Raw genomic sequence first — 14,076 nt, 5'->3', positions numbered from 1 at the left:
TCAGGAACAGGAAATTTCCTTTGGGTTCTGCTTTTTGGTCACTTCTTCTATAACTTCTTCTTCTCCCACTGACAAATCATCAGAAACAATCTCGCTTAAATCAACAGCATCATCCTGGGAATCAGGCTCAAGAACAGGAGCTTCATCTGTAACGATTTTCTCCTCCACTCCTTTTTCCAGGACCGCTTTCTTGGAAAGCTGCCCCTGCATAAACTGGAACTGATATTTAAATTCATCCAGCGGATGTGCAGAAAGGTAGAAACCAATAATCTCTTTTTCTTTATTGAGCTTATGCATATTAGGCCATTCAGGACATGGTGCAAGTTTAGGCTGCTCAATCTGAACTTCTTCCGCAAAATCTGCAAATAACGAGTGTTCCATCTCATTTTTACTTTCCTGGAAGCTTTGCCCGTATCTGATCAGTCTTTCCAGGTTGGTTTTCCCGGCCATATCAATATCAAAATACTGACCTCTGTGGAAAGAATCCAGCTCATCAAATGCACCGGCAAGCACCAAACTCTCCGCTACCCTCTTGTTCATCTGGGAAGGTAAAATTCTTTCAAAGAAATCGTAAATATTTTTGAATCTTCCGTTTTCCCTTTCTCTGGTGATCGCCTCACTTGGGCCTTCACCAATTCCCTTAATCGCTCCCAACCCAAAACGGATCTGTCCTTTTTCGTTTACTGAGAATTTATATTGAGATTCATTAACATCAGGACCTAATACATCTACTCCCATACTTTTACAATCTTCCATGAACATGGTAATTGAATCCGTATTGTTAATGTTGTTACTCATCACACTCGCCATGTATTCTGCCGGGTAATTGGCTTTTAAATAAGCGGTCTGATAAGCGATAAAGGCATAACATGTTGAGTGAGACTTATTGAAGGCATATTCTGCAAAGGCTTTCCAGTCATTCCAGATTTTCTCCAGTCTCTCTTCATTCAGGTTGTTTTTACGGCCACCTTCAATGAATTTCGGGTACATTTTATTCAGAACGTCAATCTGCTTTTTACCCATTGCTTTCCTTAGCGTATCAGCCTCACCTTTGGTAAAATTGGCCAGCTTCTGGGATAAAAGCATTACCTGCTCCTGATAAACGGTAATCCCGTATGTTTCTTTTAAATATTCTTCCGTTTCCGGTAAGTCATAGACGATTTCTTCAATTCCATGCTTTCTGTTGATAAAGTTTGGAATATATTTAATCGGGCCCGGACGGTACAAAGCATTCATTGCAATAAGGTCGGCAAAAACCGTTGGTTTAAGCTCCCTCATATACTTTTGCATGCCGGGACTTTCATACTGGAAAATCCCTACTGTTCTTCCTTCTTTAAATAACTGATAGGTTTTGGCATCATCAAGCGGAATAAGATCCGGATCAATATCTACTCCATGCCGTGCCTTCACCAGTTTTAAAGCATCTTTAATGATCGTCAGTGTTCTGAGTCCTAAAAAGTCCATCTTCAGAAGGCCTGCACTTTCCGCCACCGAGTTGTCAAACTGAGACACCAGGATATCAGCATCTTTGGCTGCAATCGTCACAGGAACCAGATTACTCACATCTTCAGGTGTGATGATCACCCCACAGGCGTGAATTCCGGTATTTCTGATACAGCCTTCCATCTTTTTAGCACTGGCCAGAACACCGTGCCGCGAATCATCCGGACTCTCCAGAACGTACCTCATTTCATCAACGAGCATCTGTTCTTCCGGCTTTAGTTTATCATATTTCGCCAAAGCTTTGGCAATATTCATTCCGGGTGTGGAAGGAATCAGCTTGGCAATATTATTCGTATCCGGAATCGGAACATCCAGTACTCTTCCGGCATCTTTAATCGCAGACTTCCCTCCAAGTACAGAATAGGTAATAATCTGTGCTACCTGACTCTGTCCGTATTTTTCAATTACCCATTTGATAACCCTGTCTCTTCCTTCATCATCAAAATCAATATCAATATCGGGCATAGATACCCTTTCCGGGTTCAGGAACCTCTCAAAAAGGAGGTCGTATTTAATAGGGTCTACATTGGTAATTCCAATACAGTAAGCTACTGCAGATCCTGCAGCGGAACCCCTTCCCGGACCAACCCAAACGCCCATTTTACGGGCTTCATTACAGAAATCCTGTACAATAAGGAAGTATCCGGGATAACCGGTATTGGCAATTACTTCAAGCTCAAAGTCAAGACGTTCCTTAATTTCTTCAGTAATACCATCTGCTCCATATCTGTTTTTTGCCCCTTCATAGGTAAGATGCGTCAAATAAGCCATCTCTCCTCTTTTCCCTCCGTCTGCCTCATCCTCTGCATGGATAAATTCTTCGGGAATATCAAACTTCGGCAGGAGTACATCTCTTTTTAAGGTATAAGGTTTAAATTTCGCCGTAAATTCTTCATAAGCATCAAATGCATCCGGATAAGCTAAAAAGGCTTCTTTTATCTCATCAGAATTCTTGATGTAATACTCACCTGTCGCCAGTCCTCTTCGTTTTCCAAATCCTTTTCCGATAGGTGTTGTGAGTTTTTCACCATCTTTGATACAGCTTACAATATCCTGGATATTGGCATCATCTTTATTGGTGTAAAAAGTCTCGTTCTGAGCTAAGATTTTGACATTATACTTATCCGCCAGATATAAAAGCACTTCATTCAAATGCTCTTCTTCAGGCAGTTTATGATTCTGAATCTGCACATAGAAATCATCTTCAAAAGTATCTTTCCACCATTTGAAAAGCTCTTCCCCTTTCTGTTCACCGGTATTCAAGATGGCATCAGGAATATCCCCCATAATCCCGGAAGTTAAAGCTATAACTCCTTCTTTATACTGGGCAATCAGTTCACGGCTTACCCTTGGAACTCCAAAATAGAATCCTTTAAGGAAACCAATACTGGAAAGCTTTGCCAGGTTTTTATACCCGTTAAAATCTTTTGCCAGAAGCACTACCTGCGTTCTCCTGTCAGGATCATCCTTGGTAAACTGCTTTTGCTCGTAACGGTCTGAAATATAAAATTCACACCCCACGACAGGAATAAGCGGTTCTGAAACAGGTTCTTCTTCATTAAATTCTGTTCCGTTTTCTTCTGCTTCCTGTTTTTTAGCAAGATATTCTTTATGTTTTTTCGCTCTGTCTGCATTAGCCCCTTCCACTGCTGAAACGAACTTAAAAGCTCCCATCATATTTCCGAGATCCACCATTCCGACAGCTGGAAAGTTTTCATCAGAAGCTTTTTTAATCAGATCATTGATACTTGAAGTAGCTGTAAGTGTAGAGAAAACACTATGGTTATCAAAATTGAAATATTTACCTAAATCAATTTCATCAATGCTTCCAAAATCCTGTTGCTTTTTCTTATTATGAAAATCAGCAACCTGCCTTCTGATAACAATATTGAAAGGCTTTATCGGATCCGGGTAAAGACTCTTGAAATAAGCCAGCTGGTCTTCCGAAATCTTTAATGTTTCTGCAGGAACCACCCCAATTCTTACCATTTCGAAGAAAGCTCTGGCCGTTGCATTAACATCGGCTGCAGCATTATGGGCTTCATCAAACTTACTTCCGTAAAGCTTCTCATAAAGCTCTTCAAGTTTCGGAGGTTTAAATCTTCCTCCACGACCTCCACCAAGCTGACAGAAGTCGGTACCCAAAATCATGGTATCCGCTTTGGGCTTTTCCTGGAGATTGTCTTTAAGATTCTTCCTGTAAAATTCTGCTCCTACAATATTATAGTCGAACTCTACATTATGCCCGGAAACCACTCTTACCTTTTCCAAAACTTTGGAAAATTCTTCCAAAATCTCCTGAAGATCTCGTCCTTCCTCATTGGCAATTTTCGTGGTAATCCCGTGAATCCTAGCTGCGTTGAAGGGAATATCATACCCTTCAGGTTTTATTATATAATCCTGGTTTTCAATCAAGTTCCCGTCATCATCGTGCAGCTGCCAGGCAATCTGTACCATTCTCGGCCAGTTATCCGAATCTGAAAGCGGAGCGTTGAAATTTTTTGGTAAACCGGTTGTTTCTGTGTCAAAAATTAAATACATATAATGCTCTAACTTTTTTATAAAAGAGAATGTAAAGTTACTTCATTTTTTCGAATTACATTCTGAATATTACAAGATAAACAATCAACATTTTTGAAACTCAATATCGAAATTATCAATAAAAATACCTTAACTGCGCATAGAAAATCAATAGCCCATAAAAAAACTTAATTATTATAATTATCCAAAAATTCATTTATCTTCTCACACTTAAATTAGCAAAACAGAAGGCTAAAAAAGACTTATTTAAAAAAATAATTATAGAATATGCAGTAAATCAATGAATTTATTACAAAATACTAACAGTTGTTAGTATTTTGTTTTTTTATGTATATTTGCTTCCTATGGAAAATGCACTTCACGAAAAAGTTTCTCAGGATATATTACTCAAAGCGTATAATCATATGATGCTCGCCAAGGCAATGGCTGATATTTACGAAGAAAACAGAAACGTATGCAAATATGTTCACAGTACTTCAAGAGGTCACGAAGCCATCCAGCTTGCAACAGCTTATCAGTTAAAAAAAGAAGACTGGGTTTCTCCTTATTACAGAGATGAAAGTATTCTTTTAGGCATTGGTTTTGAACCTTACCAATTAATGCTCCAATTACTGGCTAAAGCTGACGACCCTTTTTCGGGAGGAAGATCTTACTATTCGCATCCTTCCAGCAGAGATGAGAACAAGCCAAAGATCATTCACCAGAGTTCCGCAACCGGAATGCAGACTATACCTACGACAGGAGTAGCACAGGGAATCAAATATATTCAGGATTTTAACCTTCAGAATTTTGAAAACAACCCTGTTGTTGTCTGCAGTCTTGGGGACAATTCAGTTACAGAAGGTGAAGTGAGTGAGGCATTACAGTTTGCTGCCCTGCACCAGCTTCCTATCATCTTTCTTGTTCAGGATAATGAATGGGGAATTTCTGTAACCAAGGAAGAAGCAAGAACTTGTGACGCCTACGATTTTGTAGCAGGATTCACAGGATTAAGCAGAATGAGAGTAGACGGAACTGATTTTGTGGAAAGTTTCGAAGCTATGAAAAAAGCTGTAGATTTTGTAAGAACGGAAAGAAAACCTTTAGTTGTTTGCGCCAAAACAGTACTGATCGGACATCATACTTCCGGAGTAAGAAGAGAATTCTATAGAGATGAAGAAGATTTAACTAAACACAGAGCAAAAGATCCGGGAGAAATCCTTAGAAAATATTTACTGGAAGCAGGTGTTGACGAAGATCTTTTAAAGCAAATTACAAAAAAGCACGTCTTGAAACAGAAGAAGCTTTCGAAAAAGCTAAAAACGCAGAAGACCCGAAGCCTGAAACCGTAATGCAGCATGTTTTTGCTCCTACTCCTATCACGGAAGAAACAGGAACACGTGAACCTGCTAACGGTGAAAAAATTGTAATGGTAGACGCCGCAATCCACGCCATTCAGGAATTAATGTGGAAACATCCTGAGGCCCTTCTTTATGGACAGGATGTAGGAGAAAGGATAGGTGGGGTTTTCCGTGAAACGGTTACGCTAGGAAAAAATTCGGAAGCAAAAGAGTGTTTAACACGGCTATTCAGGAAGCTTATATTATTGGGTCTACAGCTGGCATGAGTGCTGTTGGATTAAAACCGATCGTTGAAGTTCAGTTTGCTGACTATATCTATCCGGGTATTAACCAGTTAATTACAGAGATTTCAAAATCAAGTTATTTAAGTGGCGGAAAATTCCCGGTAAGTAATATTATCCGTGTTCCTATCGGAGCATATGGAGGTGGCGGACCTTACCACAGTGGAAGTGTTGAAAGTATTCTTGCCAATATCAAAGGAATCAAAATAGCATACCCAAGCAATGCTGCAGACTTTAAAGGTTTATTAAAAGCAGCCTATTACGACCCGAATCCTGTAGTGATGCTTGAGCACAAAGGATTATACTGGAGTAAAGTTCCGGGAACTGAAGATGCAAAAACCATAGAACCGGCCGAAGACTATATACTTCCGTTCGGAAAAGGTAAAGTAATCATCGAAGCTGATCAGACTGAAACAGAAAAAGGCAGAACTTTATTGGTCGTTACTTATGGTATGGGTGTTTACTGGGCTAAAGAAGCAGCCAAAAATTTCAACGGAAGAGTTGAAGTGATCGATTTAAGAACTTTAATTCCTCTTGATGAAGAACTTGTTTTCGAAAAAGTGAAAACACATGGAAAATGTATTGTTCTAACTGAAGAGCAACTTAATAACTCATTTGCAGAAGCATTTGCACACCGTATTTCTAAAAACTGCTTCAGGTATCTTGATGCTCCTGTAGAAACAATGGGATCACTGGATGTACCTGCTGTACCCATCAATCTTGTACTGGAAAAAGAAATGCTTCCGAATGCAGAGAAGCTTTCCAAGAAGATCGAAGAAATGCTGAAATATTAAATATATGAAACCTCTGATTTTTCAGAGGTTTTTTTATTAATTTTAATAAACAGAACGGATACCTCATTTTGGTATTCATTTTGTTTATATGCACTCCAAATTTCATACGTTTTTATGATTACAACCAAATATGTCAATTATAAGCAGGTTCTCAATTTATCAGGTTTTCACCTCATCCTGATTTCAATCTGGTGTACCCTGATCGCTGTGCTGTTCTATTTCTTCAACTGGCAATGGATGACCATTCCATGGGTTCCTGTTGCCCTGATTGGTACTGCAGAAGCATTCCTTGTGGGTTTTAAAAACAACCAGGCGTACGACAGACTTTGGGAAGCCAGAAAAATCTGGGGTGGAATTGTGAATTCAAGCCGCTCGTTTGCTTCTATGGTATACGCTTTTGATACTAAAAATGAAGAAATCGGTGTATTTGATCTTGAAGACCGTAAAAGAAAAATTGTTTACCGCCATATTGCATGGCTGTATACTTTCCGTGAGCAGCTTCTGGTTCCAACGGAATGGGAGCATATCAGTACAGAAAATAAATTCGGGAACATCAACCTGAGAAGGAACAGACTGATCAAAGCAGGATTTCCTGATTACGGAAGAGCTCCTATTTTCTTACATAAATACCTTTCAGAAGAGGAATATGATCTTAAAAATGATTATAAAAACTTCGCTACTTACCTGATTGCCCAACAGGCAAAAGATATCAATGAGCTGAAAAACATGAATGCTATCACAGATTTTAACCAGACTCAGCTGCAGAACAGTCTGAATGAATTTTATAATTTCCAGGGGCAGGCAGAAAGAATCAAGAAATTTCCTTCACCAAGACAATTTGCCAGTACAGCCTTTGTTTTTAATATCCTGTTTATCATGCTTCTTCCATTAGGATTGGTAAACGAGTTCGCAAAGCTTGGCGACTGGGGAATCTGGACCTCAATTCCTTTCTGTATCATCATCGGATGGATCTATATCATTATGGAACTGGTGGGAGATTATTCCGAAAATCCTTTTGCAGGGCTGATGTTTGACGTTCCTATGCTTTCTATCTGCAGAACCATTGAAATTGATCTTCTTCAGCTAGGCGGAGAAACAGAACTTCCTGATCCTATCTCTTCCAAAAACGGAGTTCTGGTATAATTTCTTTTTCCAAAAATCATTGTAAAAAAATTTCAAAGTATATTTCAAATTTCATTGTTATTTCATAACTTAGAGAATTGAAAACATCAGCTGAAATCTGTCCAAAATTGGGATATTATTCTATTTCGGACAGATTTTAATTTATAATTTTCTCCACTAATAATTTATCCTTTTTTTAACAATGAGATCCAAGCAAGTACTGCAGGTTATAACAATGCTGTGTCTTATCCTATCCTGTCCTGAAGTAAAGTCACAGGCTGCTTTCAACAAAGAATTACCCAAAGAATTCACAGACAGATTTACCAAAGAAATCAACGACAGTATTCCTTCTCTGGGATCTTTCATTGTTTCTCAGAATGACAGGATAATTTATGAGCAATATTCTCACGGAGCCGGCAAAGAGACTGTTTTCAGTATAAAATCTGTTACCAAAAGTATCGTTTCTGTTCTTGCGGGAATTGCAAAGGATAAAAACTTACTTCCCAATCTCAACACTCCGGTTTTAAAAATCCTTCCGGAATACAATGTTTCAAGGAGCAGTTTCAAAAATATTTCCAATATCGAAGGGAAAGTGCTTCACGATTCAATAAGAAATACATTAACGTTAAAAAATCTGCTTACCATGCAGGGAGGATTTGACTGGGTTGAAAATTCAAAAATCTCAACAGCGATGTCATTTTCCAGTGATCCTGTGAAGTTTGTGCTGGATCTTCCTTTTGAGGAGTATCCGGGAACTGTATTCAATTACAACAGCGGCGAATCTCACCTTTTTGGCGCTGCACTGGCAAAAATTGTAAAAACCAGTCTGAAGCAATTTGCAACAGAAAATCTTTTCAGACCTTTAAAAATGAACGTTTCCCAATGGGATACGGATTCAATGAACAGAAATCTTGCAGGGTCTGAGCTTTTTATGAAGCCTGAAGATATGTTGAAATTTGGCTTAATGATCCTGAACAACGGAAAATTGGGAGGCAGGCAGATTGTATCCCAGAAGTGGATCCAGGAATCTACAGCTGAACACGTAAAACTGGATTCCTGGGATGTAATGCCGGATGCCAACGGATATGGCTATTACTGGTGGCGAAGAAAAACCAACGGTCACCAGGCTTTTGTAGCAACCGGCTATGGAGGACAGCTTATCTGTGTCATCCCGGATTTAAAAACGGTTATCGTGACGACCTGTTTTTTGAATGACAAAAACAGAGGCAGAACCGAGATTAAAAGGCTTCATTATTTTATTGATAAAGTCACCAAGGAGATTGATAAGGATTAATCTCCCGTTCAATTTAAGTCAAAAGTTTCGGTAATCTATAATACGATTGCTGTTGTATTTTTTACTTCGGAAATCATAAATGAACTGTGTGTGCTTGCAATATGCTGAAGCGTTGTAAGTTTCGTCAGCATAAAACTGCGGTAATCTTCAATATCTTTCACCCCTATCTTAAGGATATAATCATAATCTCCGCTTACATGAAAGCATTCTGTAACTTCTTCAAGATCCATCACTTCCTTCTCAAACTGAAGTACAAATTCTTTTTTGTGCTGGCTTAATTTTACGTGGCAAAGCACAATAAAGTTTTTCTTAACTTTACTCTTGTCCAGCAAGGCTACATATTTTGAAATAACGCCCGCATTTTCAAGCTTTTTGACACGCTCATAAATTGCTGTAACAGACAATCCCAGCTTACCGGACAGTTCTTTGGTGGTTTGTTTGCAGTCTTCCTGTAAAAAATACAGGAGTTTCCTGTCAGTTTCGTCAAGTTCCATAGATATTTTTTTGGTGAAAATTTAACAATCCCGAAGATACTAAATATTTTTTCTAAATAACCAATATTTTACAGTTTTATTTTCTATAAATTCAAATTTATGTTGTAATAATTAACAAATTAATGCAAATTGAGACCATAAAATAAAAACGATATTTATGGAAAACTTTAACGCAGCCAATGAGATCCAGGATCTTCAGTATTTTGGTGAATTCGGAGGAGTGAATCCTTCTATCTCTGACAGCTCTACGTATACATTCCTTTCTGCAAAGACCATGTTTGATACTTTTGAAGGAAATGCTGAAGGATGCTATCTGTATTCCAGACATTCATCCCCGATGAATCTTTACCTGGCTCAGGCTCTTGCCAAGATGGAAAACACAGAATCAGCCAATGTTACAGCATCCGGTATGGGAGCTATCACTTCCGTTTTAATGCAGGTATGCAAAAGCGGAGACCATATTATTTCAAGCAGAACCATCTACGGAGGAACCTATGCTTTTCTTAAAAACTTCTTTCCCCAGTTTAATGTAGCAACTACTTTTGTTGATATCAACAATTTCGAATCTATAGAAAATGCCATCACTCCCAATACTAAGGTTATTTATTGCGAAAGTGTGAGCAATCCGCTTCTTGAGGTGGCAGACCTTCGAAAACTTTCTGAAATCTGTAAAAAACATAACCTGAAACTGATTGTAGACAATACCTTCTCTCCTCTTTCGATCTCTCCTACATTATTCGGGGCAGATGTTGTGATTCACAGCCTGACAAAATTCATCAACGGAAGCAGTGATACGGTAGGAGGTGTATATTGTGCCACACAGGCTTTCATTGACGATACTAAAAATGTGAATTCAGGAGCATGTATGCTTCTTGGGCCTACGATGGACAGTTTGAGATCTTCAAGCATTCTGAAAAACCTGAGGACATTACATATCCGAATCAAACAACATAGCCACAATGCCATGTATCTTGCGGAAAGATTCGAAAAAGACGGATTAAAAGTATCTTATCCGGGATTGCCATCACACAAAAACCATGAATTGATGAAAAGCATGATTCGTGAAGAGTACGGATACGGAGGATTGCTGACGCTGGATGCCGGAACTACAGAAAAAGCAAACGAACTGATGGAACTGATGCAGACAGAAAACCTGGGTTATCTCGCAGTAAGCTTAGGCTTCTATAAAACCTTATTCTCATGCTCAGGAAAATCTACCTCCTCTGAAATTCCTGAAGAAGAAAGGGCTTCCATAGGCATTTCTGACGGGCTGATCAGATTCTCCATCGGCCTTGACCACGATATCAAAAGAACTTACCAGAAAATGAAGGAATGTATGCTGAAAGTAGGAGTTCTTAACCACCATGAAAACATTTCCATATCCTAAATTTATTGTAAAAGGCTGTTTCGTTTTTGAAACAGCCTTTTTTATTTTGGTTTAAATCACAACATATAATTTTAGATTCCTACGGAATGACAACTTTGTGTATAATAATTCCTGCTAAAGAAAATCAATAGGAATGGGCTTTAGCCCAAACTTAAAAATTACATCTTACTATTTCTTATAATAATGATGCGGAAAGGCATCCTCAGGTTTCATTCTGAAAACATTCAGCAAAATCCAGGATTTTAAGAAACCATATCCGTAAGAAAACATCTGGATATAAGTGGAAATAACCGCCATTCCGGCAATACTGATATTTTTAGTCAGGAATAAGGCATGAAACAACACCAGGAAAGTATACAAGCCATAAAAAGCAAGGATGATTCCTCTATGCATGATGAAATACTCCAGGAAGCCCATTACATATCCTAACATAAATAAGGTAGGAAATGCGAAAGAGATTTTCACATAATCCGGATGCCTCTGGTTAAGAATCGGCCTTGCACAACCAAACTGATAGACCTGTTTGGAAAATTTCCCAAAATCGACTCTGCGTTTATGATAAACGGCAATATCATCAAAAAAAGCAGTGGTAAATCCGTTTTCCCAAAGCGTCATAGAAAGATCCGGATCCTCACCGATTCTCATTTCAGAAAACCCGCCCACTTTCTTAAAGACTTCTTTTTTCACGCCCATATTAAAACTTCGGGGCTGAAATTTGGAAACCGCTTTCTTACTTCCCCTGATTCCTCCGGTTGTAAACACCGATGTCATAGAATAGGAAATGGCTTTCTGCATCAGGTTAAATCCTTTATGCGCTTTATCTGCTCCTCCAAAAGCATCACAGGGAATGGTCAGGATATCGTTTTTAATATGCTCTATATAATCTTTTTCAACGATGACATCACTGTCTACAAATACCAGCCACTCATTTGCTGCTCTTGCTGCACCATAGTTTCGGGTCAGTCCGGGTCCTGAATTATCTTTTCTGAAATATTTAATATCCAGAATTCCATCAAAATTTTTAATGGTAGGCTTCAGGTCGATGAGAGAACCATCATCTACAATAATGATCTCGAACTCCTTATCCGTCTGCTGGGTAAGGGAAGTCAGCAACTCAAAAAGTTCGTCTTTTCGGTTATAAATAGCAACGACAATGGAAATAGTGGGCTTCAAATTGAAAATTTTTCAAAATTACTTATTCGCGGAACAACCTACAAACAGTTTAACAGCTTATTCAGAGAAATTAACGATATTGAGTTTATTTACCTTAATGAATGGGGATTACACATGAAACTCTGGACCAAGTTATTTGGTATTTTAAACAAAATAAGCACCGGGAATCCATCCTAATTTTGCTATAGAAATTTAAACCAATAAAAAATGGAAACAATGATCAGCGCATTACAGCAACCTATTAACTCTGGCTTTAATGCTTATTCAACAGCTCAGGAAGTTATTCAGGGAATTGATCTGACCGGAAAAACGGTGATCATTACCGGCGGTTATGCAGGAATAGGTCTCGAAACCACAAAAGCACTTACTTCAGCCGGAGCCCATGTTATTATTCCTGCAAGGGATATTGAAAAGGCAGGAAAAAATCTCACAGGAATTGAAAATATTGAACTTGAAAAAATGGATCTGATGGACCCGGCATCCATTGATGCTTTTGCAGAACGATTTACAGCATCAGGCCGGAGTCTGGATATTCTTATTAATAATGCAGGAATCATGTGGGTACCTCTCCGCAGGGACAGCAGAGGCATCGAGTCTCAACTGGCAACCAATTATCTGGGACAGTTCCATCTTACCGCAAAACTATGGCCGGCACTGAAAAAATCAAATGGTGCACGGGTTATCAGTGTTTCTTCTTATGGACATCAGATGGCACCGTTTGATTTTAAAGATCCCAATTTTGAGAGGAGAGAGTATGATACCCTTTCCGGATACGGACAATCCAAAACGGCCTGTAATTTATTTGCTGCAGCATTGGATGAAAGAGGTAAAGAACATCATATCAGAGCCTATTCTCTTCATCCGGGTTCTGTGTATGGGACTGATCTGGGAAGAGAAGAACCTATCGAACTTTTTAAACAGCTTGGGACACACGATGAAAACGGAAATATCAAACCTGAAGTACAAACCCGGTTAAAAACAATCCCACAAGGAGCTGCCACTACAGTCTGGTGTGCTGTAAGTCCGTTACTTCAAGAAATCGGAGGCGTTTACTGTGAAAACTGTGATATTGCTGAAATAGACAGAGGACAAATTGAGCACAGGTTTGATGAACCGGCAACCATCCGTGGAGTACAGCCCTATTCTATTGATACGGAAAATGCAGAACGTTTATGGAAATTAAGTGAAGAGATGCTTGGATTCCGGTTTGAAACCAAGTAATTGTTTTTAAATACATTTGTATATTAAACTTTTGACAATGGATTTCCAGATACAATACCTCACACCGGATATCAAGCTTTCCAGTTATGATGACAGGCTCTTCAAAACGGAAACGGTTTTTGAATACCATATGTTGGTCTGGTTCATATCAGGAGAAACAAAAATTATCCAGGCAGATAAAACCTATTTATTTAAGACAGGAGATATTTTCCTGATTCCAAGAAATCATCTTGCTACCATTATCAATTATCCGAAAGACGGGCTGCCACATAAGGCTGTAGTGATGCATCTTACGACAGAGCGCCTCAGAAATTTTTACAGTTCTGTTGATCATCAAAAGAAAAACAGCCAGCGGGAATCCAGTATCCACAGTTTCAGCAGCCACCCGCTTCTGAAGAGCTGTCTTACCTCACTTATTCCTTATTTTGAAATTGAAGGGCCGTTTCCTGAAAACATTGCTGATTTAAAGATCACTGAGGCCATCAGTATTTTAAGGGAAATTGATCCGGATATAGATGCTGTACTTGCTGATTTTGATGAGCCGGGAAAAGTGGACCTGATTAATTTTATGGAAAAGAATTATATGTTCAATATGCCTCTGGAACGATTTGGCTATCTGACAGGAAGAAGCTTATCTACGTTCAACCGGGATTTCCGAAAAATTTTTCAGACCACTCCGCAACGGTGGCTTACCCAAAAGCGTCTTGAACTGGCCTACTATCATTTGTCAGAAAAGAATAAAAAACCTTCCGATGTTTTTCTGGAAGTAGGCTTTGAGGACCTGTCGCATTTTTCGCATGCTTTTAAAAAACAGTATGGGTTTGCCCCTTCACTGGCAAGATAAAAAAGGTTGTACTGACGGGTACAACCTTTTTATTATTCAAATCATAGCATCTGATTTTAGATTCCTACGGAATGGCAATGGA

8 protein-coding genes and 1 pseudogene are annotated in these 14,076 nt (G+C 38.9%); 6 read left to right on the top strand and 3 right to left on the bottom strand.

Annotated elements, in window-relative coordinates:
* Entirely contained in the window at nucleotides 1-4,044 is a 4,044-nt protein-coding gene (gene dnaE, locus OWR28_RS26095; protein WP_494168542.1) for a DNA polymerase III subunit alpha, read from the bottom strand.
* A 344-nt stretch (nucleotides 4,045-4,388) separates the two neighbouring features.
* On the opposite strand from dnaE, the pseudogene OWR28_RS26090 reads away from it, so the two are divergent.
* The 3 genes and pseudogenes from OWR28_RS26090 (at nucleotide 4,389) to OWR28_RS26080 (ending at nucleotide 8,875) form a co-directional block, all read left to right on the top strand.
* A pseudogene (locus OWR28_RS26090) lies at nucleotides 4,389-6,459 on the top strand (alpha-ketoacid dehydrogenase subunit alpha/beta).
* Nucleotides 6,460-6,573: 114 nt separating this feature from the next.
* Complete coding sequence (locus tag OWR28_RS26085; protein ID WP_131438487.1) at nucleotides 6,574-7,602, top strand: bestrophin family protein; 1,029 nt, start codon at nucleotides 6,574-6,576, stop codon at nucleotides 7,600-7,602.
* A 181-nt stretch (nucleotides 7,603-7,783) separates the two neighbouring features.
* Complete coding sequence (locus tag OWR28_RS26080; protein ID WP_332389123.1) at nucleotides 7,784-8,875, top strand: serine hydrolase; 1,092 nt, start codon at nucleotides 7,784-7,786, stop codon at nucleotides 8,873-8,875.
* A 35-nt stretch (nucleotides 8,876-8,910) separates the two neighbouring features.
* Here OWR28_RS26080 and OWR28_RS26075 read toward each other — a convergent pair whose 3' ends face one another.
* Nucleotides 8,911-9,369, bottom strand: a complete 459-nt coding sequence (locus OWR28_RS26075) for an Lrp/AsnC family transcriptional regulator (RefSeq protein ID WP_332389122.1) — start codon at nucleotides 9,367-9,369, stop codon at nucleotides 8,911-8,913.
* Between the two features lie 157 nt (nucleotides 9,370-9,526).
* Here OWR28_RS26075 and OWR28_RS26070 point away from each other — a divergent pair, with 157 nt between their 5' ends.
* Entirely contained in the window at nucleotides 9,527-10,756 is a 1,230-nt protein-coding gene (locus OWR28_RS26070) for an aminotransferase class I/II-fold pyridoxal phosphate-dependent enzyme (RefSeq protein WP_332389121.1), read from the top strand.
* Between the two features lie 168 nt (nucleotides 10,757-10,924).
* On the opposite strand, the gene OWR28_RS26065 is transcribed toward OWR28_RS26070, so the two are convergent.
* On the bottom strand, nucleotides 10,925-11,929 hold the full coding sequence (locus tag OWR28_RS26065; protein ID WP_332389120.1) for a glycosyltransferase family 2 protein: 1,005 nt from the start codon (nucleotides 11,927-11,929) through the stop codon (nucleotides 10,925-10,927).
* A gap of 207 nt (nucleotides 11,930-12,136) precedes the next feature.
* Between OWR28_RS26065 and OWR28_RS26060 the strand changes: the two genes are divergently transcribed.
* Complete coding sequence (locus OWR28_RS26060) at nucleotides 12,137-13,150, top strand: SDR family NAD(P)-dependent oxidoreductase (protein ID WP_332389119.1); 1,014 nt, start codon at nucleotides 12,137-12,139, stop codon at nucleotides 13,148-13,150.
* Between the two features lie 37 nt (nucleotides 13,151-13,187).
* Nucleotides 13,188-13,994 carry an AraC family transcriptional regulator gene (locus OWR28_RS26055; protein WP_332389118.1) on the top strand — a complete coding sequence of 269 codons (807 nt, stop codon included), beginning with the start codon at nucleotides 13,188-13,190 and terminating at the stop codon, nucleotides 13,992-13,994.
* The last annotated feature ends 82 nt before the right edge of the window (nucleotides 13,995-14,076 follow it).

Source organism: Chryseobacterium sp. 1B4 (assembly GCF_036631475.1).
Lineage (GTDB): Bacteria > Bacteroidota > Bacteroidia > Flavobacteriales > Weeksellaceae > Chryseobacterium.
The sequence above is the reverse complement of the archived record's forward strand: the minus strand, read 5'-3'. Positions and strand labels throughout refer to the sequence as shown.

Bases quoted from the DNA above. Each gene is read 5' to 3' on its own strand.
- OWR28_RS26085 (WP_131438487.1), top strand. From the start codon at position 6,574: ATGATTACAACCAAATATGTCAATTATAAGCAGGTTCTCAATTTATCA.
- OWR28_RS26060 (WP_332389119.1), top strand. From the start codon at position 12,137: ATGGAAACAATGATCAGCGCATTACAGCAACCTATTAACTCTGGCTTT.
- OWR28_RS26070 (WP_332389121.1), top strand. From the start codon at position 9,527: ATGGAAAACTTTAACGCAGCCAATGAGATCCAGGATCTTCAGTATTTT.
- OWR28_RS26055 (WP_332389118.1), top strand. From the start codon at position 13,188: ATGGATTTCCAGATACAATACCTCACACCGGATATCAAGCTTTCCAGT.
- dnaE (WP_494168542.1), bottom strand. From the start codon at position 4,044: ATGTATTTAATTTTTGACACAGAAACAACCGGTTTACCAAAAAATTTC.
- OWR28_RS26080 (WP_332389123.1), top strand. From the start codon at position 7,784: ATGAGATCCAAGCAAGTACTGCAGGTTATAACAATGCTGTGTCTTATC.
- OWR28_RS26075 (WP_332389122.1), bottom strand. From the start codon at position 9,369: ATGGAACTTGACGAAACTGACAGGAAACTCCTGTATTTTTTACAGGAA.